Annotated in this window: 19 protein-coding genes and 1 tRNA gene; 15 read left to right on the forward strand and 5 right to left on the reverse strand. The window is 72.5% G+C overall.

From position 1 onward, the window contains the following. Nucleotides 1–184: 184 nt before the first annotated feature. The 3 genes from PV350_RS20640 to metH all read right to left on the reverse strand — a co-directional run bounded on the left by PV350_RS20640 (nucleotide 185) and on the right by metH (nucleotide 6,488). Complete coding sequence (locus tag PV350_RS20640) at nucleotides 185–1,777, reverse strand: ABC transporter substrate-binding protein (protein ID WP_499510944.1); 1,593 nt, start codon at nucleotides 1,775–1,777, stop codon at nucleotides 185–187. A 384-nt stretch (nucleotides 1,778–2,161) separates the two neighbouring features. Beyond that, nucleotides 2,162–2,863, reverse strand: coding sequence for an HAD family hydrolase (locus PV350_RS20645; protein WP_499510945.1), 702 nt, complete (start codon nucleotides 2,861–2,863; stop codon nucleotides 2,162–2,164). A gap of 118 nt (nucleotides 2,864–2,981) precedes the next feature. Beyond that, nucleotides 2,982–6,488: a methionine synthase gene (gene metH, locus PV350_RS20650; protein WP_499510946.1), complete on the reverse strand. Its 3,507-nt coding sequence runs from the start codon at nucleotides 6,486–6,488 to the stop codon at nucleotides 2,982–2,984. 231 nt (nucleotides 6,489–6,719) lie between these two features. Between metH and PV350_RS20655 the strand changes: the two genes are divergently transcribed. The 4 genes from PV350_RS20655 (at nucleotide 6,720) to PV350_RS20670 (ending at nucleotide 11,681) form a co-directional block, all read left to right on the forward strand. Further along, entirely contained in the window at nucleotides 6,720–7,484 is a 765-nt protein-coding gene (locus tag PV350_RS20655; RefSeq protein WP_499510947.1) for an IclR family transcriptional regulator, read from the forward strand. 229 nt (nucleotides 7,485–7,713) lie between these two features. Next, the gene (locus PV350_RS20660) at nucleotides 7,714–8,496 is read left to right on the forward strand and encodes an MIP/aquaporin family protein (protein WP_499510948.1); all 783 of its coding nucleotides are present in this window, start codon (nucleotides 7,714–7,716) and stop codon (nucleotides 8,494–8,496) included. 40 nt (nucleotides 8,497–8,536) lie between these two features. Further along, nucleotides 8,537–10,063 (forward strand): glycerol kinase GlpK, encoded by a 1,527-nt coding sequence (gene glpK, locus PV350_RS20665; RefSeq protein ID WP_499510949.1) that lies wholly within the window; start codon nucleotides 8,537–8,539, stop codon nucleotides 10,061–10,063. Nucleotides 10,064–10,070: 7 nt separating this feature from the next. Continuing rightward, on the forward strand, nucleotides 10,071–11,681 hold the full coding sequence (locus tag PV350_RS20670; protein WP_499510950.1) for a glycerol-3-phosphate dehydrogenase/oxidase: 1,611 nt from the start codon (nucleotides 10,071–10,073) through the stop codon (nucleotides 11,679–11,681). 54 nt (nucleotides 11,682–11,735) lie between these two features. Here PV350_RS20670 and PV350_RS20675 read toward each other — a convergent pair whose 3' ends face one another. After that, the gene (locus tag PV350_RS20675) at nucleotides 11,736–12,566 is read right to left on the reverse strand and encodes an isocitrate lyase/PEP mutase family protein (protein WP_500335259.1); all 831 of its coding nucleotides are present in this window, start codon (nucleotides 12,564–12,566) and stop codon (nucleotides 11,736–11,738) included. Further along, nucleotides 12,563–13,288, reverse strand: a complete 726-nt coding sequence (locus PV350_RS20680) for an ArsR/SmtB family transcription factor (RefSeq protein WP_500335260.1) — start codon at nucleotides 13,286–13,288, stop codon at nucleotides 12,563–12,565. Before PV350_RS20680 ends, PV350_RS20675 begins: the two co-directional genes overlap by 4 nt. Nucleotides 13,289–13,422: 134 nt before the next feature. Here PV350_RS20680 and PV350_RS20685 point away from each other — a divergent pair, with 134 nt between their 5' ends. The 11 genes from PV350_RS20685 to PV350_RS20735 all read left to right on the forward strand — a co-directional run bounded on the left by PV350_RS20685 (nucleotide 13,423) and on the right by PV350_RS20735 (nucleotide 22,318). Continuing rightward, the gene (locus PV350_RS20685) at nucleotides 13,423–13,809 is read left to right on the forward strand and encodes a GntR family transcriptional regulator (RefSeq protein WP_500335261.1); all 387 of its coding nucleotides are present in this window, start codon (nucleotides 13,423–13,425) and stop codon (nucleotides 13,807–13,809) included. Continuing rightward, a complete protein-coding gene (locus PV350_RS20690; protein ID WP_500335262.1) occupies nucleotides 13,806–14,723 on the forward strand; it encodes an ABC transporter ATP-binding protein in 918 nt (305 codons plus the stop codon). Before PV350_RS20685 ends, PV350_RS20690 begins: the two co-directional genes overlap by 4 nt. Next, nucleotides 14,720–15,595, forward strand: a complete 876-nt coding sequence (locus PV350_RS20695) for an ABC-2 membrane transporter-related protein (protein WP_500335263.1) — start codon at nucleotides 14,720–14,722, stop codon at nucleotides 15,593–15,595. The genes PV350_RS20690 and PV350_RS20695 overlap by 4 nt, the downstream gene beginning before the upstream one ends. A gap of 54 nt (nucleotides 15,596–15,649) precedes the next feature. Next, nucleotides 15,650–16,417, forward strand: coding sequence for a nucleoside phosphorylase (locus tag PV350_RS20700; protein ID WP_500335265.1), 768 nt, complete (start codon nucleotides 15,650–15,652; stop codon nucleotides 16,415–16,417). Next, nucleotides 16,414–17,733 (forward strand): amidohydrolase, encoded by a 1,320-nt coding sequence (locus PV350_RS20705; protein ID WP_500335267.1) that lies wholly within the window; start codon nucleotides 16,414–16,416, stop codon nucleotides 17,731–17,733. The genes PV350_RS20700 and PV350_RS20705 overlap by 4 nt, the downstream gene beginning before the upstream one ends. Next, nucleotides 17,730–18,353, forward strand: coding sequence for a sulfite oxidase-like oxidoreductase (locus PV350_RS20710; protein WP_500335269.1), 624 nt, complete (start codon nucleotides 17,730–17,732; stop codon nucleotides 18,351–18,353). Before PV350_RS20705 ends, PV350_RS20710 begins: the two co-directional genes overlap by 4 nt. Next, nucleotides 18,346–19,107, forward strand: coding sequence for a ferredoxin reductase (locus PV350_RS20715; RefSeq protein ID WP_500335271.1), 762 nt, complete (start codon nucleotides 18,346–18,348; stop codon nucleotides 19,105–19,107). Before PV350_RS20710 ends, PV350_RS20715 begins: the two co-directional genes overlap by 8 nt. 65 nt (nucleotides 19,108–19,172) lie before the next feature. Beyond that, a tRNA-Pro gene (locus PV350_RS20720) sits at nucleotides 19,173–19,246 on the forward strand. A 173-nt stretch (nucleotides 19,247–19,419) separates the two neighbouring features. Beyond that, nucleotides 19,420–20,091 (forward strand): FadR/GntR family transcriptional regulator, encoded by a 672-nt coding sequence (locus PV350_RS20725; RefSeq protein ID WP_499510960.1) that lies wholly within the window; start codon nucleotides 19,420–19,422, stop codon nucleotides 20,089–20,091. 97 nt (nucleotides 20,092–20,188) lie between these two features. Then, complete coding sequence (locus tag PV350_RS20730) at nucleotides 20,189–21,229, forward strand: hypothetical protein (protein ID WP_500335273.1); 1,041 nt, start codon at nucleotides 20,189–20,191, stop codon at nucleotides 21,227–21,229. Nucleotides 21,230–21,379: 150 nt separating this feature from the next. Beyond that, the gene (locus PV350_RS20735) at nucleotides 21,380–22,318 is read left to right on the forward strand and encodes a PAC2 family protein (RefSeq protein WP_499510962.1); all 939 of its coding nucleotides are present in this window, start codon (nucleotides 21,380–21,382) and stop codon (nucleotides 22,316–22,318) included. Nucleotides 22,319–22,392 lie beyond the last annotated feature (74 nt).

Raw genomic sequence — 22,392 nt, forward strand, 5'->3', positions numbered from 1 at the left:
GGCCTCGCCGTCCGACCCTCCCGTACCGCAGCCGGCGACCACGACCGCCGTCAAGGTCGCGGAGAGCGGGAGCGCCAGTCGCTGGACTCGATTCCTCACGAGACTTCCCTCACAGCTTCGTCGTACGGGGCCGGCCCCGGCCGGGCGGACCGGGGGGAATTCCCGGGTCCGCCCAGCGGGTGGCTCATCCTGTCACACCGCGACCAATCTCCCAGAACTGGGCGGTCGAGGAGGAATTGAGGAACCATTCGGTTCCGGTGATGCCGTCGCGGCTGGCGACGTACTGCTTGTCCTGGTACAGCGGGATCATCGGGAGGTCCTGCGCCAGGATGTTCTGGATCTGCGAGAAGTCCTTGTCCGTCTTGCTGCGGTCCGCGGACTGGCGGGTGGCCGGCAGGAGCGAGTTCTTGATGTTCCCGGCCCCGTAGTTGAGGTCGAGGAAACCTTCCGCGAAGAACGGCGCGATGTAGGTGTCGGCGTCCGGGAAGTCGGGGAGCCAGCTGAGCGAGTACGCGGCCCACTTGCCCTTGACGGCGCCCGGCAGGAAGGTCTTCCAGGGGCTGCCCTTGAGGGTCACGTCGAACAGGCCGGTGGCGTCGAGCTGCTTCTTCACGTTCTCGGCCTCCTCCTTGTTCGGGGTGGCCGGGCGGTCCGTCGGGTAGGAGTAGGTGATCTTGACCGGGGTGCTGATGCCCGCGGAGGACAGCACCTCGGCGGCCTTGTTCCGGTTGGGCTCGCCGTACACGTTGAAGTACGAGTTGGTGTGGCCGGTGATGCCGGTCGGGACGGCGCCGAACAGCGGGGAGGCGGTGCGGCCGGTCACGTCGCGGGTGAGGGTGTCACGGTCGATGACGCGCGCGATGGCCTCACGGACGGCCTCGGGCTTCACGGACGGGTCGTCGACGTTGAAGAACATGTAGCGGACCGAACCACCCGGGGTCTCGGTCAGCTTGACGTTCTCGACCGTGCCCTGCTCGACCGCGTTGATCTGGTCCGGCGTGAGGGTGCGGTTCACCACGTCGACTTCGCCGTCGGTGAGCGCCTTCATCATCTCCTTCGCGGAGGCGAAGAAGCGGACCTCGATCTTGTCGTTGCTGCGGTTGCTGACCAGGCCCTTGTAGTTCGGGTTCGCGCTGAGGACGGCCTTGCCGTCCTCCCACGAGTCGAGCTTGTAGGGGCCGGAGCCCTCCATCTTCAGGCCGTTGAGCGGCTGGGTGGCGCTGTAGACCTCGCTGTCGACGATGGCCGCGGCCGGGGTCGCCAGCCGGTACGGGAACGTCGCGTCGGAGGCCTTGAGGTGGAAGACGACGGTCTTCGGGTCCTGGGCCTCGACGCTGTCGATGTTCGCGAGGAGGCTGGAGGGGCCGAAGTCGCTCTTGATCTTCAGCACACGGTCGACGGAGAACTTGACGTCCTCCGAGGTGAGGTCGTGGCCGTTGGCGAACTTCAGGCCGTCCCGCAGCGTGCAGCGGTACACCTCAGACTTGGTGTCGGTGAAGCCGCAGGACTTGGCGGCGTCCGGCTCGGGGGTGGTGGAGCTGCGCGAGTAACCGAGCAGCATCTGGAAGGTGTTGTTGAAGAAGCTGTACGTGCCACCGTCGTACGAGGTGGCCGGGTCCACGGGAGAGGGCAGCTCGTCGGACACTTCGATGTGGTCCGTCGTGCCGATGACGACCGCGTCACCGCCACCGCCACCGCCGGTCGAGTCACCGCACCCGGCGAGTACGGGCGCGGCGAGGCCCAGCAGGGCCGGCAGCACCAGTAGCTTGCGATTCATCCTCGTTGTTCTCCCTCTTCCGGCCCTCGGCCGTGCAGTGTTGAGCGGGGCGACGATACCCGTAATTGCTGGGGACCGGCATTCCGGTGGACCGCCCCCGAACACGGAGAAGTTGAGCCCGCGTCACGGGCGGATAACAAGGAGCGCCGTACCGATATCCGGACAGCGGAACGAACAACCCGCCGCTCCGCAATCCGGACACAACCACCCCGACCGCACCGCGTTTTGACGGACCGAAGCACGTCCGGCGCGCGCTGTCGACAGCCGTCGACGTGAAAAGTATCACGTCCCGGCGTACTGGCCGGTAAACAATTCGGCGCTCCGAATCGTCACGGAAAATAGCCGGACAAACGCCCAGAGTTTCCACTCAATTCACGGCGACGCTCAGTGAACGGACGTAATCAGAGAGCGCAGAAAAGGCACGTCGACCCGTTCCAGGGAGGTCACCACGGTCCGCCCGGGGGCAGGTGCGATGGCGGCGATCGACGGGACGGCCACGACCTGGCAGCCGGCGGCCTCGGCGGCCTCGACCCCGGTGGGGGTGTCCTCGACGACCACGCACCGCGCCGGGTCCGCGCCCAGCCGTGCCGCGGCCGTCAGGTACGGGTCGGGGTGCGGCTTGGTCCGCTCGATCTCGTCCCCGGCGAGGGAGAAGGCGAAGTGGTGGGAGCCGAGGGAGAGCATGACGGCGTCGATGATGCGCCGGTGGGAGGCGGAGACCAGGGCGGCGGGCACCCCGTGCGCAGCCAGTTCGGTGAGCAGGCGCTGGGCACCCGGCATCAGCGGCACTCCGCGGCCGATGAGCTCGACGAAACGCAGGTTGATCAGCGCGGACAGCTCGGCGAGCGTGGCGTCCGTCCCGGTGACCGAGATGAGGTGTCCGAGGCTGCGGGTCATGGGACCGCCGACGACGACCTCACGGTGGGTGTCGTCGAGCACGTGGCCGAGCTCCGCGAAGACCTCGACCTCCGCGTTCCACCAGAAACCCTCGGTGTCGACCAGCGTGCCGTCCATGTCCAGGAGCACGGCCTGCAGGCCTGCCTCCCGGGCCGGCCGGATCTCGGTGGCGGGAATACCGCTCGTCATGCGCCCCACTCCTCTGCGTTCAGGGGGCACAAAGGCCGGTCGCCTCGCGCCCGGGTGGTGGGGGCGTGCGACCGGCCAGGTGCCGTATCGGACCGTCCAGTGTACGACGTACGTCCGACTACCGCGCGTTGAAGTACTTGGCCTCCGGGTGATGGATGACGATCGCATCGGTGGACTGCTCCGGATGGAGCTGGAACTCCTCCGACAGCCGGACCCCGATCCGCTCGGGCTCCAGCAGCTCCGCGATCTTGGCCCGGTCCTCCAGGTCGGGGCAGGCGCCGTAGCCCAGTGAGAAGCGGGCGCCCCGGTACTTCAGGGCGAACATGTCCTCCATCGCGGCCGGGTCCTCCGCGGCGAAGCCGAGCTCGGCGCGGACCCGGGCGTGCCAGTACTCGGCCAGGGCCTCGGCGAGCTGGACGGACAGGCCGTGCAGCTCGAGGTAGTCGCGGTAGGCGTCGGCGGCGAACAGCTCGTTGGCCGCCTCGGAGATCCGGTTGCCGACGGTGACGACCTGCAGGCCGACCACGTCGGTCTCGCCGGACTCCTCGGGACGGAAGAAGTCGGCCAGGCACAGCCGGCGGCCGCGGCGCTGGCGCGGGAAGGTGAACCGGGTCCGCTCGGTGCCGTCCTCGTGGAGGATGATCAGGTCGTCGCCCTTGGACACGCAGGGGAAGTAGCCCTGGACGACGGCGGCCTCGAGCAGCCCCTCGCTCTGCAGGCGGTCCAGCAGCCCGCGCAGCCGCGGACGGCCCTCGGTCTCCACCAGCTCCTCGTAGCTGGGGCCGCCGGTGCGGGACTGCTTGAGCCCCCACTGGCCCTTGAACAGGGCGCCCTCGTCCAGCCAGGACGCGTAGTCCTTGAGCGGGATGCCCTTGACGACGCGGGAGCCCCAGAACGGCGGGGTGGGCACCGGGTTGTCGACGGCGACGTCGGAGCGGATCTGGCCCCGGTTCTCCTCGGGCTCGGGCACGACGCCCGCGCGGGCGGCCACCCGGCGCTGCTTCAGCTCGGGGAGGGTGGCGCCGGGCACGCCGCGCTTGACGGCGATGAGGGCGTCCATCAGGCGCAGTCCCTCGAAGGCGTCGCGGGCGTAGCGGACCTCGCCCTGGTAGAGCTCGTGGAGGTCCTGCTCGACGTAGGCCCGGGTGAGGGCGGCGCCGCCGAGGATGACCGGGTAGGTGGCGGCGAGGCCGCGCTGGTTCAGCTCCTCCAGGTTCTCCTTCATGATCACCGTGGACTTCACCAGCAGGCCGGACATGCCGATGACGTCGGCGGAGTGCTCGTGCGCGGCGTCGAGGATCGCCGAGACGGGCTGCTTGATGCCGAGGTTGACGACGTTGTAGCCGTTGTTGGACAGGATGATGTCCACCAGGTTCTTGCCGATGTCGTGGACGTCGCCGCGGACGGTGGCCAGCACGATGGTGCCCTTGCCGGAGGCGTCGGACTTCTCCATGTGCGGTTCGAGGTGGGCGACGGCGGTCTTCATCACCTCGGCCGACTGCAGGACGAACGGCAGCTGCATCTGGCCGGAGCCGAAGAGCTCGCCGACGACCTTCATGCCCTCCAGGAGGGTGTCGTTGACGATCTCGAGGGCGGGACGCGAGGTCAGGGCCTCGTCCAGGTCGGCCTCCAGGCCGTTCTTCTCGCCGTCGATGATGCGCCGCTGCAGGCGCTCCTCCAGCGGCAGCGCGGCCAGTTCCTCGGCCCGGCCGGCCTTGACGGACTTGGTGTCGACGCCCTCGAAGAGCTCCAGGAAGCGCTGCAGCGGGTCGTAGCCCTCGCGGCGCCGGTCGTACACCAGGTCCAGGGCGACCTCGCGCTGCTCCTCGGGGATGCGGGCGATCGGCGAGATCTTGGAGGCGTGCACGATCGCCGAGTCCAGGCCGGCCTCGACGCACTCGTGGAGGAAGACCGAGTTGAGCACCATGCGGGCGGCCGGGTTGAGGCCGAAGGAGATGTTGGACAGCCCGAGCGTGGTCTGCACCTGGGGGTGGCGGCGCTTGAGTTCCCGGATCGCCTCGATGGTGGCGATGCCGTCCTTGCGGGACTCCTCCTGGCCGGTGGCGATGGTGAAGGTCAGGCAGTCGACGATGATGTCGCCCTCGTCGATGCCCCAGTTGCCGGTCAGGTCCGCGATGAGCCGCTCGGCGACGGCAACCTTGCTCTCGGGGGTACGGGCCTGGCCCTCCTCGTCGATGGTGAGGGCGATCAGGGCGGCGCCGTGTTCCGCGGCGAGGCGGGTGGTGCGGGCGAAGCGGGAGTCGGGGCCGTCGCCGTCCTCGTAGTTGACGGAGTTGATCACGGCGCGGCCGCCGAGCTTCTCCAGGCCCGCGCGGAGCACCTCGGGCTCGGTGGAGTCCAGCACGATCGGCAGGGTGGAGGCGGTGGCCAGGCGTCCGGCGATCTCGTTCATGTCGGCGACGCCGTCGCGGCCGACGTAGTCGACGCACAGGTCGAGCAGGTGGGCGCCCTCGCGGATCTGCTCGCGGGCCATCTCCACGCAGTCGTCCCAGCGGCCGTCCAGCATGGCCTCGCGGAACTTCTTGGAGCCGTTGGCGTTGGTGCGCTCGCCGATGGCCAGGTACGAGGTGTCCTGGCGGAAGGGGACGGTCTGGTAGAGCGAGGAGGCGCCCGGCTCGGGGCGCGGCGCGCGCGGGGTGATCTCGTGGCCGCGGACGCGTTCGACGACCTGGCGCAGGTGCTCGGGGGTGGTGCCGCAGCAGCCGCCGACCAGGGAGAGCCCGTACTCGCGGACGAAGGCCTCCTGGGCGTCGGCCAGGCCCTCGGGGTCGAGCGGGAAGTGGGCGCCGTCCTTGCCGAGGATGGGCAGTCCCGCGTTCGGCATGCAGGACAGCCCGATGCGGGCGTGGCGGGCGAGGTAGCGCAGGTGCTCGCTCATCTCGGCGGGGCCGGTGGAGCAGTTCAGGCCGATGGTGTCGATTCCGAGCGGCTCCAGCGCAGTCAGCGCGGCGCCGATCTCGGAGCCCAGCAGCATCGTGCCGGTGGTCTCGACGGCGACCTGGACGAAGAGCGGCAGGTCGAGTCCGGCCTCGGAGAGCGCCTGCTTGGTGCCGAGCACGGCGGCCTTGATCTGCAGCAGGTCCTGGCAGGTCTCGACGAGCAGGGCGTCGGCGCCGCCGGAAACGAGGCCGGCGGCGTTGTGCCGGAAGCCGTCCTTGAGGACGGCGTAGTCGATGTGCCCGAGCGTGGGCAGCTTGGTGCCGGGCCCGATGGAGCCGATGACCCAGCGCTGCCGGCCGTCCGCGGCGGTGAACTCGTCGGCGACCTCACGGGCGATCCGGGCGCCGGCCTCGGACAGCTCGAAGATCCGGTCGGCGATGTCGTACTCGCCGAGGGCGGAGAAGTTGGCGCCGAAGGTGTTGGTCTCCACGCAGTCCACGCCGACGGCGAAGTACTCGCGGTGGACGGAGGCGACGATGTCGGGGCGGGAGACGTTGAGGACCTCGTTGCAGCCCTCGTGCCCCTGGAAGTCGTCGAGGGTGGGATTCTGCGCCTGGAGCATCGTGCCCATCGCCCCGTCTGCGACGACCACCCGGGTCGCCAGGGCCTCTCGCAGTGCTGCGCCTCGGGCACCGCTGTTGGACGGAAGGGACGGCTGGGCCATGGGTGTGCTCCCTGGAGTGCGACGGCTGTCGGCTTGGTGTGCGCCGGTGCTGCTGGTACACACCAGGCCAGCCTAGCCAAGACCCCGGATTCCGCCGCGGGGCATTCCGAGGGGCGGACGGCGGTGCCACACTCTTCTCTGGGATGATGACGGTCGGCATCGTCTGACAGCGTTCAGCATTGTCGAACCTGCCATCTCGGCGTTTGGTCGTTCCTTACGGAGGGGTTGTTCATGCCAGGTCCCATCCAGTCGCTCGCCAGGGCGGCCGCGATCCTGCGCCTGCTGGCCGGCGGCGAGCGCAGGCTCGGCCTGTCGGACGTGGCCTCCTCCCTGGGCCTGGCGAAGGGCACGGCGCACGGCATCCTGCGCACGCTGCAGCAGGAGGGCTTCGTCGAGCAGGACCCGGTCTCGGGCCGTTACCAGCTGGGGGCCGAGCTGCTGCGGCTGGGCAACAGCTACCTGGACGTGCACGAGCTGCGGGCCCGCGCCCTGGTGTGGACCGACGACCTGGCCCGCTCCAGCGGCGAGGCGGTCTACCTGGGCGTGCTGCACCAGCAGGGGGTGCTCATCGTCCACCACGTCTTCCGCCCGGACGACAGCCGTCAGGTGCTGGAGGTCGGGGCGATGCACCCGCTCCACAGCAGCGCGCTGGGCAAGGTGCTCTCGGCCTACGACCCGGTGGCGCACGGCGAGGCGGTCGAGCTGAAGCGGGAGCAGCTGACCGCGCGCACGATCACCGGGGACGCGGACTTCGAGGGTGTGCTGGACCTCACCCGCGCCCGGGGCTGGGGCTCGGACCTGGAGGAGACCTGGGACGGGGTGGCGTCCATCGCCGCCCCCATCCACGACCGGCACCGCATGCCCGTGGGCGCGGTGGCCGTCACCGGGGCGGTCGAACGGGTCTGCGCGGACGGCGAGATCCGGCCGCAGCTGGTCGCGGCGGTGCGGGACTGCGCCAGGGCGGTCTCCCGTGACCTGGGCGCCGGCCGCTTCTGACGCCGGCCGGGACCCGACTCGGAGACCTTTCCGCAACCTGACGAACCCTTGACGCGCGTGGTTGCGCAGGAGAACACTCTCGTTCGACGGTCGACATTGTCGAACACCAGCCGACGGAGTCGGTAAGGTGGACGTAACCGTGGGACCGCCGAGGGCCTGGTGACAGGCCCACGAACTCCGGAACGGGACCGGAGTTCGCCTTCCCCTGGACGAAGGACAAAGGAGTCGCATGTCCAGCGAGCACATCTTCATCGGCGAGACCATCGGTACCGCTGTTCTGATCCTCCTCGGCGGCGGCGTCTGCGCGGCCGTCACCCTCAAGAGCTCCAAGGCCCGCAACGCCGGCTGGGTGGCCATCACCTTCGGTTGGGGTTTCGCGGTCCTGGCCGGCGCCTACATCTCCGGTTCCCTCTCCGGCGCCCATCTGAACCCGGCCGTCACGATCGGCCTCGCGGTCGACAGTGGCGAGTGGAGCAAGGTCCCGGTCTACCTGGCCGGCCAGATGCTCGGCGCGATGATCGGCGCGACCCTGGTGTGGATCACCTACTACGGCCAGTTCCAGGCCCACCTGACGGACGCCGAGATCACCGGCGGTCCGGGGGCGCAGGCCACCGCGGCGGCCGAGAAGCAGACCACGGGCCCCGGCCCGGTGCTGGGCATATTCTCCACCGGCCCCGAGATCCGCAACGTCGCGCAGAACCTCGCCACGGAGATCATCGGCACCTTCGTCCTGGTGCTGTTCATCCTGACCCTCGGCCTCACCAAGGGCCTCGCGGTCTCCGGTACCGGCACCCTGATGGTCGCACTGGTCGTCGTCGGCATCGGCCTCTCGCTCGGCGGGCCGACCGGGTACGCCATCAACCCCGCACGCGACCTCGGTCCGCGCATCGTGCACGCACTGCTGCCGCTGCCCAACAAGGGTGGCTCCGACTGGCGCTACGCCTGGATACCCGTCGTCGGCCCGATCGTGGGTTCGGTCCTCGCGGCCGGCCTCTACAAGATCGCATTCTGAGAAGCAGCCCCCGACATCCCAAGGACCTGAGGAGCACACCGTGACCGACGCCCACACCACAGGCCCGTTCATCGCGGCCATCGACCAGGGCACCACGTCATCGCGCTGCATCATCTTCGACAAGGACGGCCGGATCGTCTCGGTCGGGCAGAAGGAGCACGAGCAGATCTTCCCCAAGCCGGGGTGGGTCGAGCACGACGCCGCCGAGATCTGGAGGAACGTCCAGGAGGTCGTCGAGGAGGCCGTCAGCAAGGCCGGCATCACCTCCGCCGACGTCAAGGCGATCGGCATCACCAACCAGCGCGAGACCACCGTCCTGTGGGACAAGAACACCGGCGAGCCGGTGCACAACGCCCTGGTCTGGCAGGACACCCGTACCGACGCCCTGTGCAAGGAGCTCGGCCGCAACGTCGGCCAGGACCGCTTCCGCCGCGAGACCGGCCTGCCGCTGGCCTCGTACTTCGCCGGCCCGAAGATCCGCTGGCTGCTCGACAACGTCGAGGGCCTGCGCGAGCGCGCCGAGGCCGGCGAGATCCTCTTCGGCACCATGGACAGCTGGGTGATCTGGAACCTCACCGGCGGGGTCAACGGCGGACACCACGTCACCGACGTGACCAACGCCTCCCGCACGCTGCTGATGAACCTGCACACCCTCGACTGGGACCACAAGATCCTGGAGTCGATCGGCGTGCCCGCCGCGGTGCTGCCGGAGATCCGCTCCTCCGCCGAGGTGTACGGCACGGCCGCATCCGGCGCCCTGGCCGGCGTGCCGGTCGCGTCCGCGCTCGGCGACCAGCAGGCGGCCCTGTTCGGCCAGACCTGCTACTCCGAGGGCGAGGCCAAGTCCACCTACGGCACCGGCACCTTCCTGCTGATGAACACCGGCGAGAAGCCGATCAACAGCTACAACGGCCTGATCACCACCGTCGGCTACCGCATCGGCGACCAGAAGCCGGTGTACGCCCTGGAGGGCTCGATCGCGGTCACCGGCTCGCTGGTGCAGTGGATGCGCGACCAGATGGGCCTGATCAAGACCGCGGCCGAGATCGAGACCCTGGCCCTGTCGGTCGAGGACAACGGCGGCGCTTACTTCGTGCCCGCCTTCTCCGGTCTGTTCGCCCCGTACTGGCGCTCCGACGCCCGCGGTGTGATCGCCGGCCTCACCCGGTACGTCACCAAGGCCCACATCGCCCGCGCCGTGCTGGAGGCGACCGCCTGGCAGACCAGGGAGATCGTCGACGCCATGACCAAGGACTCGGGCGTGGAGCTCACCGCGCTCAAGGTCGACGGCGGCATGACCGCCAACAACCTGCTGATGCAGACCCTCGCCGACTTCCTGGACGCGCCCGTCGTGCGTCCGCTGGTCGCCGAGACCACCTGCCTGGGCGCGGCCTACGCCGCCGGTCTGGCCGTGGGCTTCTGGTCGGACACCGACGAACTGCGCGCCAACTGGCGCCGGGCCGCCGAATGGACCCCCCGCATGGACGCCGACGTCCGCGACCGCGAGTACAAGGACTGGCTCAAGGCCGTCGAGCGGACCATGGGCTGGATCGAAGAGGAGAAGTGAACCGATCATGACCACCCTGCAGCGCGTCCCGGCCCTCGGGACGCGTCCGACCGCCGGCCGTAACCCGGGCCGCGCCGAGACCCGGGAACTGCTGAGCCGCGCCACCTACGACCTGCTGGTCATCGGCGGCGGCATCCTGGGCACCTCCGTGGCCTGGCACGCCGCGCAGTCGGGGCTGCGGGTCGCGATGGTGGACGCCGGCGACTTCGCCGGCGCCACCAGCTCCGCCTCCTCCAAGCTCGTCCACGGCGGTCTGCGCTACCTGCAGACCGGCGCGGTCAAGCTGGTGGCGGAGAACCACATGGAACGGCGGGTCCTGGCCAGGGACGTGGCTCCGCACCTGGTCAACCCGCTCACCTTCCACCTGCCGGTCTACCGGGGCGGCCCGGTCGGCGCCGCCAAGCTCGGGGCGGGGGTCTTCGCCTACTCGGCGCTGTCCGCCTTCGGCGACGGGGTCGGCCGGATCATCTCCCCGGCCAGGGCGGCGGCCGCCAACCCCGCCCTGCGCACGGAGAACCTCAAGGCCGTCGCGGTCTACTACGACCACCAGATGAACGACTCGCGGATGGCGGTCATGACGGTGCGCGCCGCCGTCGAGGCGGGCGCCGTCGTCCTCAACCACGCCGAGGTCACCGGTCTGCGCTTCACCCACGGCCGGGTCACCGGCGCCGACCTGAAGGACCGCCTGGACGGCAGCGAGTTCGGCGTCGACGCGCGGCTGGTGCTCAACGCGACCGGCCCGTGGGTCGACCACCTGCGGCGGATGGAGGACAAGGGCGCCGCCCCCAGCATCCGGCTGTCCAAGGGCGCCCACATCGTCCTGAAGCGCAAGGCCCCGTGGCGGGCCGCCATGGCCACCCCCATCGACAAGTACCGCATCACGTTCGCCCTGCCGTGGGAGGACCAGCTGCTGCTGGGCACCACCGACGAGGAGTACACCGGCGACCCGGCCGACGTGCGGGCCACCGAGGCCGACATCACGCAGATCCTGGACGAGGCCGGCCACTCGGTGCGCGACGAGCACCTGTCCCGCGACCTGATCACCTACGCCTTCGCGGGCCTGCGGGTGCTGCCCGGCGGCCCCGGCGGCGTGGAGAAGGCCAAGCGCGAGACCGTCGTCACCGAGGGCAGCGGCGGCATGCTGTCGGTGGCGGGCGGCAAGTGGACGACGTACCGGCACATCGGCCGCACTGTGATGGCCAAGCTCGCCAAGCTGCCCGGCGGTCCGCTGAACGAGGACATGGAGCCGCTGGACCACCTGCCCAGGCGGGTCCCGCTGCCGGGTGTCGCCAACCCCAACGCGGTCGCCCACCGGCTGCTGGTCGACCGGGAGCCGGGGCGGCGCCTGGACCCGCTGACGGCACGCCACCTCGCCACCCACTACGGCGCGCTGTCCTTCGACATCGCCCGGCTGGTCAACGAGGACCCGGCGCTCGGGGAGCGGATCCACCCCGACGGCCCGGAGATCTGGGCCCAGGTCGTGTACGCCCGCGACCACGAGTGGGCGCAGACGGCGGACGACGTGCTGCGTCGCCGCACCACCGTGACGGTGCGCGGCCTGGACACCGCGGACGTCCGGGAGCGGGTCGAGTCGCTGCTGGCCGGCCGGCGCGACTGACACCCCCGACCCGTGGGCCCGGGCGCCCCGGGGTGAGCGGCAGGACCTCCCCGCTCACCCCGGACGCCCGGGCCGCCGCGTCTCCACCGGCGCGTAGGCGGCCGCGAGGTCCTGGGCGTCGGCGTACGAGGGCAGTCCCGCCGGGAGCGGTGTGCCGCGCTCGGCGTGCCCGGCGGTCTCCACGGCGGCGTGGAGCGCGGCGCGGAAGAGCAGCGAGCCGGTGCTGACCCGGCTCACCCCGAGTGCGGCAAGGCGCGGCAGTCCGGGGCCGCCCGGCGGGAGCAGGACGTTGAGCGGGGCACCGAGGTCGGCCGCGAGCGCGGTGATGACGCTCTCGTCCGCCAGGCCGGGCACGAAGATCCCGTCGGCGCCGGCGGCGAGGTAGGCGGTGGCACGGCGGCGGGTCGCGTCCTGCGGATCCTCCCCCGCGGTGCCCAGCCAGTAGGTGTCGATGCGGGCGTTGACGAAGAGCCCGGGGGCGGTGCGTTTGACCGCGGCGATGAGCTCGCACTGCGCGGCGGGGTCGGTCAGGCCCGCTCCGCCGGGGCGGCCGTCCTCGATGTTGACGCCCGCGACGCCCAGCCGTTCGAGGCCGGCGGCGAGTTCGGCGACGTCCTCGGGCGTGGAGCCGAAGCCCCCCTCGATGTCGACGCTGACCAGGACGGGCAGCCGGACGAGGTCGCGGGCGAGCCACAGGGTCGTCTCGCGGGTGGCGCCGGCCGCGTCCGGCAGTCCCGCCGCGGCGGCGACGCCCAGGCTGGTGGTGCCGATCGCGGGGAAGCCGCGGGCGGCGAGTGCGGCCGCGGAGGCGCGGTCCCAGGCATTGGGCAGGAAGAGCGGGCGCCCGGCCCGGTGGAGGGCGCGGAAGGCCTCGAAGCGGTTCATGGGGTGGGTGCCTCCAGGGCGTCGGGCGCGATGCCCAGGTGGGTATGGAGGGCCATGCGGCCCCGCGCGGTGAGCTTGACGGCGCGGCCGCTGCCGATGCGCACGCACCAGCCGGACGCGAGGGCGTGCCCGCACAGTGCGGCCCCGGCGACACCCGCCAGGTGCGGGCGGCGCTCCGTCCAGTCCAGGCAGGGCCTGGCGAGCGGACGGCGGCCGGTGCGTGCGGCGGCCAGGTCGACGCCGAGCCCGGTGAACCACTCCACGCCCTCGTCGGTGAGGGCGAAGCCGGTGCTCTGCCGGAGCAGTCCGCGGTCGGTCATGGCGTCCGTGACGAGGATGCCCAGGCGTCCCGCGAGGTGGTCGTAGCAGGTCCGGGCGCGGGCCATGGCGCTCCCGGCGCCCGCCTGCCCGAGGGTGCGGGGCGCGGCGGGCGGCGGCCCGGCGTGCGCGGCGAGGTCCTCGACGAGCTGCGCGGTACGGGCGTCGGCGAGGCGTACGTAGCGGTGGCGGCCCTGGCGCTCCTCGGTGAGCAGCCCGCCCGCGACGAGCCGGCCGAGGTGCTCGCTGGCGGTCGAGGGCGCCACTCCGGCGTGGCGGGCCAGCTCCCCCGCGGTCCAGGCCCGGCCGTCGAGCAGCGCCAGGCACATCGCGGCCCGCGTCTCGTCGGCGAGCAGTGCCGCGAGGGCGGCGAGGGCACTTCCCGCGTGGTCGTTTCGCACCATGTCCCCAGCATGGCCCCCGGACGTTTCGGCGCACGCCGAAGCGTCCCGGCCGGCCGCCGCCGCCCGCGGCTTGACAGGACGTCAGTCCAGACCCCACCCTTTCACCACTTGCTTAGTGAAAGGGTGTTTCGCGCATGGTCGAGTTCCGCATCGACCGCCGCAGCGGTGTCGCCACGTACCTCCAGATCGTCCAGCAGACCAAACAGGCCCTGCGGCTGGGCCTGCTGGAGCCCGGCGACCGGCTGCCGACGGCCCGCGAGGTCGTCGAGGCGACCGCCGTCAACCCCAACACCGTGCTCAAGGCCTACCGCGAACTGGAGCGCGAGGGCCTGGTGGAGGCGCGCCGGGGCCAGGGCACCTTCGTCCAGAAGTCGCTGGGCGCCGGCCCGGCCGACTCGCCGCTCGCGGGCGAACTGACCGACTGGATGCGCCGCGCGCGTACCGCCGGGCTCGACCGCGAGGACGCCGCGGCGCTGTTCCACTCCGTGCTCGACCAGGAGTTCTCCGAGGGGGAGAGATGAATCAGGAAGCGGCCGCCGTCGAGGCGGCCGGGCTCGGTCTGCGGTACGCGTGGGGACGGGACCCCGTGCTGCGGGACTGTTCCTTCCGGCTGCCGGCCGGCCGGATCTGCGCGCTCGTCGGGCCCAACGGCGCGGGCAAGTCGACACTGCTCGCGCTGGCCGCGGGACTGCTGCGGCCCACCGAGGGGGAGCTGCGCGTGTGGGGTACGACCCCCGGCGCGGCCCGCACGCGGCTCGCCTACGTCGCCCAGGACAAGCCGCTCCACCCGCAGCTCACCGTGGCGGCGACGCTGCGGCTCGGCGCCGAGCTCAACCCGGGCCACTGGGACCGGGAGGCCGCCGAACGCGTCGCGTACGGCGGCGGCCTGACGCCCCGCGACCGCGTCCGTGCCCTGTCGGGAGGCCAGCGCACCCGCGTCGCGCTCGCCCTGGCCCTGGGCAAGCGGGCCGAACTGCTGCTCCTGGACGAGCCGATGGCCGACCTCGACCCGCTCGCCCGCCACGAGCTGACCGGCGCCCTCATGGCCACGGCGGCCGAGCGCGGTACGACCATCGTGATCTCCTCGCACGTCGTCGCCGAACTCGACGGCGTCTGCGACCACCTGCTGCTCCTCGGCGAGGGCCGGGTCCGCCTGGCCGGCGACACCGACGACCTGCTGGCCGCACACCGCCGCGTCACCGGCACCGGCGGGGACCTCGGCCCGCACACCGTCGTCGAGGAACACGCCAACGGGCGCGGACGCACCGCGCTGGTCCGCCCCCGCGGAGCGCTGGAGGACGGCGGCGACTGGCTGGTGGAGGAACCCACCCTCGAGGAACTGGTCCTCGCCCATCTGCGCAACCCCGGGGCGCCCGCCCTGCTCACCACTGACGCCACGCCCGCACCCGTGTCCCGCCAGGAGGCCGTCGTATGACCGCCGTCGCCCCGTCGCCGCGCCCGCCCGTCCTGCCCGGCCTGACCCGGTCGGTGCTGCGCCTGCACCGCGTGGCCCTGTGGCTGTGGACCGCCTTCGTGGCGGCCGGATCCGGCTGGCTGCTTCGCGCCCTGTGGCTGAGCGCGGGGGACCCGCGGTACGACCCCGCCTGCGCCCCGCGCTGCGTCGACCCGGAGCCGTTCGACGCCTACGTCCCCCTCCACCTGCAGGGCCGCCTGATGGCGCTCCTTCCGCTCGCGGTCGCGGTGTTCGCCGGTGGCGCCCTCGTCGGCCGGGAACTGGAGCGGGGGACCGCCGCGCTCGCCTGGGTCCAGTCGGTCACCCCCACGCGCTGGCTCGCCGCCAAGCTCGCCGTACCGGCCCTGCTGCTGACCGGCGGCACGACCGGCCTGACGCTGCTCTTCCGGTGGGTGTGGAGCACGGGCCACCCGCAGGACCGCCCCGGCTGGTACGAGAACGACATCTTCCTCGCCACCGGCCCGGTCCTGGTCGCACACGTGCTGCTCGCCCTGGTTCTGGGCGCGCTGGCCGGGATGCTGATGCGGCGCACGCTCAGCGGACTGGGCCTGGCCTTCTTCGGCACCTCCCTCGTGCTCGTCACGGCGGGGCTGTACCGCTCCGCGCTGTGGCCGAAGGTCCGGACCGGCCTGTCACACCTCGGTGCCACGGACTGGACGGCGGAACGCGTGGACAAGCCCGTCGACGGCGTCGGGTTCGGGGATGCGCAGGCGCTCGTCCACCCCGCCTCGCACTACTGGCCCCTGCAGCTCGTCGAGACCGGCATCGTGCTGGCCCTGGCCGCCCTCGCCTGCTGGGCCTGCTTCGCGCTGCTCCGGCGTCGGACGGCCTGAGCCGGGGTCCTAAGGTGATCCGCACAGCATCGTCCCGCCCGGCCCGGAGGCCCGATGACCACGGATCAGCTGCCCATCTCCCGCATCCCACGCTCCGGGCTGCCCGCCCACGCGGTCGTCGTGGGCGACCCGGCGCGGGCGGCGGAGGTGGCCGCCCTGCTCACGGACCCGCGTGAGGTGTCGCACCACCGCGAGTACCGCACCTTCACCGGCGCCTGGAAGGGCACCCCCGTCGTGGTGTCCTCGCACGGGGTCGGCGGGCCGGGGGCGATGTGCCTGTTCCAGGAGCTGGCGGACGCCGGCGTCCATACGATCCTGCGCCTCGGCACGGCGGGCGCCATCCGCGCCGGGATAGGGGACGGCGACCTGGTGATCGCCGAGGCCGCGGTGCGGGACGACGGGGTCACCCAGCAGTTGCTGCCGCCGGAGTACCCGGCGTTCGCGGCGCCGGAGGCGGTGCTGGCGCTGCAGCGGGCGGCACGTGCGGAGGGGGCGCCGCACCACCGGGGCGTGGTGTGGACGCGTGCGGCCTTCCAGCCGGGTTTCCTGCCGCTGCCCGGCGCGGCGTACGCGGCGGCCGGGATCGCCGCGATCGAGATGGAGCTGTCGGCCCTGCTGGTGCTGGCCTCGACGCGCGGCCTGGTGGCCGGCGGCGCGCTCGTCGTCGACGGCGCCAACGCCGACGACCTGGTCGACGTGGAGGCCACCGGCGGCTACGACCCGCACCGGGCGGTGGTCGCCGAGGGGGTCGCCCGCGGCAGCCGGGTAACGTTGGACGCCTTGCATCTGCTGGCCACCGAGTACGGAAGCGACGAGAAGTGAGCGCTCAGGACGCCGATCTGCTGGTGCACGGCGGCGATGTGCTGACCGTCGACGCGGCGGGCACCGTCGTGCCCGGCGGCGCGGTCGCCGTCCGGGACGGCGAGATCCTCGCCGTGGGACCGACGGCGCAGGTGCGCGCGGCGTACCGGGCCGCCGAGGACATCGACGCCTCGGGGTGCCTGGTGCTCCCCGGGCTGGTCAACACGCACACCCACCTGGCGATGACCCTGCTGCGGGGCTGCGCCGACGACGTCGACCTGCAGGAGTTCCTGGCCCGGGTGATCCCCCGCGAGGCCGAGCTGCTGTCGCCGCGGGCGGTGGCCGCGGGGGTGCGGGTGGCCGTGGCGGAGAGCGTACGGGCCGGGGTCACCACAGGCCTGGACATGTACTGGTTCCACGAGGCCGCCGAGGAGGCCGCGCGGGCCGCGGGCTGGCGGCTGCTGGCCGGCCCGACCTTCATGGACGTGCCCGGGCCGCCGGACGGCCGGCCGTACGGCGACCGCATGGCCTGGGCCGCGGCCGACCTGGCCGCGCGGACCGGCCGGGCGCCGGGCACCCGCCCGGTGGTCTTCGCGCACAGCGCCTACACCCTCGACCCCGAGCAGCTCGTCGCGATCACCGCGCTCGCCCGCGAGCACGGCGCGCTGCTGCACGTCCACGCGGCGGAGAACGCGGCCGAGGTCGCGATGGTGGCCGGGGCGCACGGCAAGCGGCCGGTCGAGCTGCTGGACTCCCTCGGTGTCCTCGGGCCCGATGTGCTGCTGGCGCACGCCGTGGACCTGACCGACGACGAGATCGCCGCCCTGGCCAGGACCGGCACGTCCGTCGCGCACTGCCCGGTCTCCAACCTGAAGCTGGGCTGCGGCATCGCCCGCGTCCCGGAGCTGCTGGCCGCCGGGGTCACCGTCGGCCTCGGCACCGACGGTGTGGTGAGCTCCAACACCCTCGACGTCCTGGGCGCGGTGCGGACCGCCGCCCTGGTGCACAAGGCCGCAGGCGACCCGACCGCCGTCGGCGCGGAACAGGCGGTGCGGATGGCGACGATCGAGGCCGCCCGCGCGCTGGGCCTCGCCGACCACCTCGGCTCCCTGGAGCCGGGCAAGCGCGCCGACCTGGCCGTCCTCGACCTCGGCGGGCCGCACCTCACCCCGCGCCACGACCCCTGGTCGATGCTGGCGTACGCGGCCGCGGCCGCGGACGTACGGGACACCGTCGTCGACGGCCGGGTCCTCATGCGCGACCGTGTGCTGCTCACCCTCGACGAACCGGCCGCGCTGCGCGAGCTGGAGGAGCTCGAGCTGGAGCACCCCGCATGACCTCGGCCGTCGAACCCACCCGCGGCTTCACCGGGCGCAGCCGCGCCGCCGACCGCGACCCGCGGCTGCCGCCCGGCCAGTACGACGCCCGCGACGCGTGGCCGGTCCTGTCCGCCGAGGTCACGCCCACGATCGCGGCCGGGGACTGGACGTTCCGGGTGGACGGGCTGGTGGCCCGCCCGCACACCTGGGACTGGGACGCGGCCCACGCGCTGCCCGGCTCCGCGTACCGGGGCGACATCCACTGCGTGACCGGCTGGTCCAAGTTCGGCGTGCGCTTCGGCGGGGTGTCGGTCGACGCCTTCCTGGAGGCCGCGCGCCCCTCCCCCGCCGCCACCCACGTCGTCGCCTGGTCCCACACCGGCTACGCCGCCAACCTGCCGCTCGCGGACGTCACCGGCGGCCGCGCCTGGATCGTCTGGGAGTACGACGGGGCGCCGCTCGCCCCCGAGCACGGCGGCCCGGCCCGGCTGATCGTCCCGCACCTGTACTTCTGGAAGAGCACCAAGTGGATCGCGGGCCTGCGCCTGCTCGACCACGACGAGTCGGGCTTCTGGGAGCAGAACGGCTACCACCACCGGGGCGACCCCTGGCAGGAGCAGCGCTACGCCCATGACTGACCTCGCCAACCCAGCTCCCGCCCCCGCGTTCGTCCCGCCGGCCCGGTTCGCCGTGCCCGGCCGCATCGCGGTCCCCGAGGCCGCCTCCTCGGTCTGGCGGCGCGCGGTGATCACACGGATCCGCCGCGAGACCCCGCGCACGTCCACCTTCCGGCTCGCGGTGCCCGGCTGGGCGGGCCACCTGCCCGGCCAGTACCTGACGCTGCGCCTCACGGCCCCCGACGGCTACACGGCGCAGCGCAACTACTCGGTCGCCTCCGCCCCCGACGGTTCCGGCCACATCGAGCTGACCCTCGACCACGTGGCCGGCGGTGAGGTGTCCGGGCACCTGCACACCGTCGCCCGGCCGGGCGACACGGTCGAGGTCCGCGGCCCGCACAGCGGCTTCTTCGCCTGGACGGGGGACCATCCGGCGCTGCTGCTGGGCGCCGGATCGGGGGTGGTCCCGCTGATGTCGATGGTGCGCCACCGCCGGCTGCGCGGCCTGGACGTGCCGCTACGGCTGATCGTCTCGGCCCGCACCCGCGAGGACCTGATCTACGCCGCCGAGTACGGCCCGGAGACGACCGTGCTGCTCACCCGCACCGAAGGCCGCCTCACCGCCGCCCACCTGGCCCCGCACCTCGCGGAGCCGCCACCGGGCGGCTGGGAGGCGTACGTCTGCGGCGGCAACGGTTTCGCCGAGCACGCCTCGCGTCTGCTGGCGGCCGCCGGACAGCCGCTGGACCGGATCCGCATCGAGCGATTCGGCTGATCAGCGAGGTTCGGGTATCCTCCTCTGTACGTGATCTTCCGGGGCGACGCCCCGGGGAACGTCACCGGGACGTGGCGCAGCTTGGTAGCGCACTTGACTGGGGGTCAAGGGGTCGCAGGTTCAAATCCTGTCGTCCCGACGGTGATTTCGCAGGCCAAAGGCCGTGTCCGCAGCAGCGGGCACGGCTTTTCGGCGTTCCGCGGGACGGGCGTCGCGGGAGCAGCGGATCAGACCTCCGCAGAAGGCCCCGGCTCTCGGGCCGTGCGGGCATAATGGCCCGATACATCGGATGTCCGGGGAGGCGAGGGGCTCATGGCGGTCACCGACGAGGCGATCGAGAAGATCAAGGGGATGATCGTCTCCGGCGCGCTGCGGCCCGGCGACCGGCTCCCCAAGGAGAGCGAACTGGCCGCGGAGCTCGGGCTGTCGCGCAATTCCCTGCGCGAGGCGGTCCGCGCGCTGTCCCTGATCAGGATCCTGGACGTACGGCAGGGCGACGGCACCTACGTCACCAGCCTGGACCCGCAGTTGCTGCTGGAGGCGCTGAGTTTCGTGGTGGACTTCCACCGCGACGACACCGTCCTGGAGTTCCTCGCGGTGCGCCGCATCCTGGAGCCCGCGGCCACCGCGATGGCGGCGGCGCGCATCGCCGAGTCCCAGCTGGACGTGCTGACCGAGCAGTTGGAGGCGCTGGGGACGGCGCCGTCGGTGGAGGAACTGGTCGCGTGCGACCTGGAGTTCCACCGCGGCATCGTCCAGGCCTCGGGCAACTCGGTGCTGTGCTCGCTGCTGGACGGGCTGTCCGGGCCGACCACGCGGGCCCGGATCTGGCGCGGGCTGACGCAGGAGGACGCGGTGAGCCGCACCCTGCACGAGCACCGCGCGATCCTGGCGGCCCTGCGGGACCGGGACGCGGAGGCGGCTCGGTCCTGGGCGACGGTGCACGTCGCGAGCGTGGAGCAGTGGCTGCGGTCCACGCTCTGAGGCCCGGCGGGTCCCCGCGGGATCCCGCCGGCGGGCGAACCGCCCCGAGCCCGGGTGCGTCCGGTCATTCGTCAGAGTGATCGAAAAGAGGGATCGGATGAATCCACGCCTCCGGCTGCGCCTGCGCCGCCCCTCGGCCCGTACGCTGCGCCGCGGCGCGCTGCTGGTCGTGCTCGCCGTCCTGCTCCCGGTGCTCGCCGCCGGGGTCGCCCTGCGCCTGGAGTACGCCGGCGACCCCTCCGGCGCCGGCGCCAACCGCGACCGGAACGCGGTGTGGCTCGGGCACGCCTGGGTCGACGGCAGCCGCGACGACGCCGACCTCGAGACGCTGGCCCGGGAGTTGCGCGGCAGCGGCACCCGGGACCTGTACGTGCACACCGGGCCCCTGGAGTTCGACGGCCGCCTCGACGCGGCCCTCTACCCGGGAGCGCGGGACATGATCCGCCGGATCCACACCGCGCTGCCCGGGGTGCGCGTCCAGGCGTGGCTCGGCCAGGTCCTGTCGCACGACGGTTCCGAGGGCCTGCACCTGGACGACGCGGCGACCCGCGCCCGGGTACGGGACAGCGCAGCCCAGGTCCTGACGGCCGGGTTCGACGGGGTCCACCTGGACCTGGAGCCGATGTACTCCGACGACGAGGGCTTCCTCTCGCTGCTGGACTCGGTGCACCGGCTCACCGCCGCCCGCGGCGTGCCGCTGTCGGTGGCGACGCACCAGATCGACCCGCTGCCCTCCCTGCACTCGGTGAGCGGCGCGCTGTTCCACCACCCCAAGTGGTGGTCGCAGCGGTACTTCGGGCAGGTGGCCCGGCGCGTGAACCAGGTCGCGATGATGACCTACGACACCGCCCTGCCCCTGGAGGGCCTCTACGGAGGCTACGTGGCCCAGCAGACCGCCCTCGCCCTGGAGGTGACGCCGCCGGGCACCGACCTGCTCGTGGGGCTGCCCGGGTACCACACGAACAACCTGGGCCGGCACGCCTGGGCGGAGACGGTCACGGCCGCCGTGCGCGGCGCCCGGCTCGGCCTCGCCCGCGAGGCGCCCACCCGTGAGCGCTTCGGTCTCGCCCTGTACGTCGACTTCGCCGCCACGCCGGCGGACTGGGCCGCGTACCGCTCGGCGTGGAGCGGTGGCTGACCGGACGCGTACGTCGGATGACTCTGGGGATCATCCCCCTACGAAGGCGGCGGCACCTGTCTCGTGAAGCCGTAGGCTGGTGCAGCACGCGAAGGAACGGCAGCCGGCGGGGGTGGCACCATCCCCCTTCCGGCCGGAAGGAGGCGCTGGGTGATCGAGCTCGAGGGGGTTCCCGAGCTGATCGACCCGGTCATGGTGGCCGCGTTCGAGGGCTGGAACGACGCCGGGGACGCCGCCTCCGCCGCGGTCGGGCATCTGGACCGGGAGTTCAAGGGCGAGGTGTTCGCCGCGCTGGACGCCGAGGACTACTACGACTTCCAGGTCAACCGCCCCACGGTCTGGATGGACGGCGGCACGCGACGGATCACCTGGCCCACCACGCGGCTGTCCGTCATCCGCATCGAGACCCCCAAGCCACGCGACCTCGTCCTCGTACGGGGCATCGAGCCCAGCATGCGCTGGCGCTCGTTCTGCAACGAGATCCTGGGCTTCGCCCATGAGCTCGGCATCGAGATGGTGGTGGTGATGGGCGCCCTCCTGGGTGACACCCCGCACACCCGTCCGGTGCCGGTCACGGCCGTCACCTCCGACCCGGACCTGGCGACCGCGCTCAGCCTGGAGGAGTCCCGCTACGAGGGCCCCACCGGCATCGTCGGCATCCTCCAGGAGGCCTGCACCCACGCCGGCATCCCGGCGGTGAGCCTGTGGGCCGCCGTGCCGCACTACGTGTCGCAGCCGCCGAACCCGAAGGCGACGCTGGCGCTGCTCAACCGCCTGGAGGACCTGCTGGACCTGCGCATCCCGCTCGGCGAGCTGCCGGAGGACGCGCGTGCCTGGCAGGTCGGCGTGGACCAGCTCGCGGCCGAGGACAGCGAGGTCGCCGAGTACGTCCAGACGCTGGAGGAGGCCCGCGACACGGCGGAGCTGCCGGAGGCCTCGGGCGAGGCCATCGCCCGCGAGTTCGAGCGCTACCTGCGGCGCCGCGACCCGCAGTCGGGCGAGTCCGACGCGGGCCCCTACCTGCGGGACATGTCGCAGAAGCCCAAGGACGACCGGGAAGAGAAGGAGGACGGCGCCGACGGGGAGTGAGTGACCCGGCCGGCACGTCATCGGACACGGCCCGGCCGCCGCCCCGCACAGGGGCGGCGGCCGGGCCGTCCGCG

Source organism: Streptomyces sp. PA03-6a, assembly GCF_033792765.1.
Lineage (GTDB): Bacteria > Actinomycetota > Actinomycetes > Streptomycetales > Streptomycetaceae > Actinacidiphila.

What these genes read in the sequence shown, in the direction of transcription:
- PV350_RS20640 (WP_499510944.1), bottom strand. Translation starts at nt 1,777, where the DNA reads ATGAATCGCAAGCTACTGGTGCTGCCGGCCCTGCTGGGCCTCGCCGCG.
- PV350_RS20645 (WP_499510945.1), bottom strand. Translation starts at nt 2,863, where the DNA reads ATGACGAGCGGTATTCCCGCCACCGAGATCCGGCCGGCCCGGGAGGCA.
- metH (WP_499510946.1), bottom strand. Translation starts at nt 6,488, where the DNA reads ATGGCCCAGCCGTCCCTTCCGTCCAACAGCGGTGCCCGAGGCGCAGCA.
- PV350_RS20655 (WP_499510947.1), top strand. Translation starts at nt 6,720, where the DNA reads ATGCCAGGTCCCATCCAGTCGCTCGCCAGGGCGGCCGCGATCCTGCGC.
- PV350_RS20660 (WP_499510948.1), top strand. Translation starts at nt 7,714, where the DNA reads ATGTCCAGCGAGCACATCTTCATCGGCGAGACCATCGGTACCGCTGTT.
- PV350_RS20670 (WP_499510950.1), top strand. Translation starts at nt 10,071, where the DNA reads ATGACCACCCTGCAGCGCGTCCCGGCCCTCGGGACGCGTCCGACCGCC.
- PV350_RS20675 (WP_500335259.1), bottom strand. Translation starts at nt 12,566, where the DNA reads ATGAACCGCTTCGAGGCCTTCCGCGCCCTCCACCGGGCCGGGCGCCCG.
- PV350_RS20680 (WP_500335260.1), bottom strand. Translation starts at nt 13,288, where the DNA reads ATGGTGCGAAACGACCACGCGGGAAGTGCCCTCGCCGCCCTCGCGGCA.
- PV350_RS20685 (WP_500335261.1), top strand. Translation starts at nt 13,423, where the DNA reads ATGGTCGAGTTCCGCATCGACCGCCGCAGCGGTGTCGCCACGTACCTC.
- PV350_RS20690 (WP_500335262.1), top strand. Translation starts at nt 13,806, where the DNA reads ATGAATCAGGAAGCGGCCGCCGTCGAGGCGGCCGGGCTCGGTCTGCGG.
- PV350_RS20695 (WP_500335263.1), top strand. Translation starts at nt 14,720, where the DNA reads ATGACCGCCGTCGCCCCGTCGCCGCGCCCGCCCGTCCTGCCCGGCCTG.
- PV350_RS20700 (WP_500335265.1), top strand. Translation starts at nt 15,650, where the DNA reads ATGACCACGGATCAGCTGCCCATCTCCCGCATCCCACGCTCCGGGCTG.
- PV350_RS20710 (WP_500335269.1), top strand. Translation starts at nt 17,730, where the DNA reads ATGACCTCGGCCGTCGAACCCACCCGCGGCTTCACCGGGCGCAGCCGC.
- PV350_RS20715 (WP_500335271.1), top strand. Translation starts at nt 18,346, where the DNA reads ATGACTGACCTCGCCAACCCAGCTCCCGCCCCCGCGTTCGTCCCGCCG.
- PV350_RS20725 (WP_499510960.1), top strand. Translation starts at nt 19,420, where the DNA reads ATGGCGGTCACCGACGAGGCGATCGAGAAGATCAAGGGGATGATCGTC.
- PV350_RS20730 (WP_500335273.1), top strand. Translation starts at nt 20,189, where the DNA reads ATGAATCCACGCCTCCGGCTGCGCCTGCGCCGCCCCTCGGCCCGTACG.